Consider the following 1579-nt stretch of genomic DNA (forward strand, 5'->3'; position numbering starts at 1 on the left):
CCCCATACTATTGTTCGCGGGTTACCCCACTCCGCAATGGGACCAACACTCGATACGGGCGGGTCGCTAGCCCTTACCCGACGGGGACTTACACCCCGCAAGAGACGCCAAGCTTCGCTCGGCGCGATAACGTGCAGGCTAAAGCGGCGCGCGCCCGCACCGGGCCTGCGAATTAGCACGACGCCTGTGGCGCGCGCCCGCTTTTGACCCAAAGGTTAGGCTCCTATTCGTTTTCCGGGAATAGAACTCGAGCCTGGCCCCTCATCCCTGCAGATTACTTGGGCCTCTCAATTATAGCGGATCGATCAGGTGGGTTCTCAGCCCACATCTGTTGCATTGCATCGTTACCATTTTCCCGGCCCGAAAGACCGCGCTGGTAGCTGCACAGTGCGTCTAATTCTTCTAGCACGCTTTTCCGAAAAGCTTCGGGCAGTTCACAGTCAATATCAGAGACAGCTAGAGGAAGTGTCCCGAAATTAGAGGTACTTGCTGAATTGACTGCGAATGTTATTTGAAGTCTGTCTTTTCTCATGGCATCTCGAATGATCTCTACTCCGAGAGGTTGATCCGCTGAGGACGCCCCCTCCACATGCCCGTAAGGCCACCTCCCCGCCGTGTCTGGACAATCCCAAAATGTTGAAATAATACCCGCTTTGCGCATCCGATAAAAGGCGAACGCCAAACGGGTAAGACGACTACTCACAACCGAATGCTCGCCTCTGGCTCGAACTAGCAAAAACGGGCCAGGGTCGTCGCTCATGCGAAAAAAACCCATTGCCCAATCGCTACTGATTAAAGACGCATATTTAGGACCAAACATCAGCGTTGAGAACCGCGAGTTGACAAGCGAAGTTGGCTGTATTTCAAGAATGACTTGTCGCACGCTCTTTTTTTCATTAGCTGCGACATACCAAGCGGCGTCTTGACTAGTCACGTTGTTCTCTCTTGATTGGGTAATAATGCTCTTGAGCCAATGCATCATCTATTCTCAGGGATGCCTTTCCAAGCTACTCATACAATGGTCCAGCCAGAAGACTTAACAAAAGCGTTAATGTCTTGACCTGCCGAGTTAATGGCCGCGTGAGGATTTGATAATGGCAGCAACACCTCAGCAGCAAAGGTGAAGGTATCCTGGGAGGCAGATTTTGTTACATCACACTTCAATACTGAATAGGTAAAAGAACCGGCTCCAGGGCCGAATGCGTCCCGTATTTGCTCCGAAACTCTTAAAGCGTCGGATTGGGAAGCTCCGCTCTTTCTTGCTTGGACTGCATGGATTCCTATGTTCATGTGTCTTACCCACCTAATGTGTCTGTTGCCTAACGTGCAGGCCAAGGCGGCGCGCGCCACCCGGGACCCTGCAAACCACTTCAAACCCGGATGGCGCGCGCTCGCTCTTTGGCCGAAGGTTAGCACTTCTCTGCTGGGTTCGCACGGTTCTGCTGCGTGCCAAGGTTTCATTGCAACCAACCGCGACGCCTGCGGCCAACCACCATTCTTCACCGCAACTAACCGCAGTGCTTTGGGGTCAACCACCATTCTTCATCGCGGCGAGCCGCGGTGTATTGGCGCTAACCGC

Annotated in this window: 2 protein-coding genes; both read right to left on the reverse strand. The window is 53.3% G+C overall.

Annotated elements, in window-relative coordinates:
• Positions 1 to 274: 274 nt before the first annotated feature.
• A complete protein-coding gene (locus QZY48_RS09745; protein ID WP_295430550.1) occupies positions 275 to 979 on the reverse strand; it encodes a hypothetical protein in 705 nt (234 codons plus the stop codon).
• A gap of 32 nt (positions 980 to 1011) precedes the next feature.
• On the reverse strand, positions 1012 to 1290 hold the full coding sequence (locus tag QZY48_RS09750) for a hypothetical protein (RefSeq protein WP_295430552.1): 279 nt from the start codon (positions 1288 to 1290) through the stop codon (positions 1012 to 1014).
• Positions 1291 to 1579: the final 289 nt, after the last annotated feature.

It is taken from the genome of uncultured Thiodictyon sp. (assembly GCF_903828115.1).
GTDB lineage: Bacteria > Pseudomonadota > Gammaproteobacteria > Chromatiales > Chromatiaceae > Thiodictyon.

Bases quoted from the DNA above. Each gene is read 5' to 3' on its own strand.
- QZY48_RS09750 (WP_295430552.1), bottom strand. From the start codon at position 1,290: ATGAACATAGGAATCCATGCAGTCCAAGCAAGAAAGAGCGGAGCTTCC.
- QZY48_RS09745 (WP_295430550.1), bottom strand. From the start codon at position 979: ATGCATTGGCTCAAGAGCATTATTACCCAATCAAGAGAGAACAACGTG.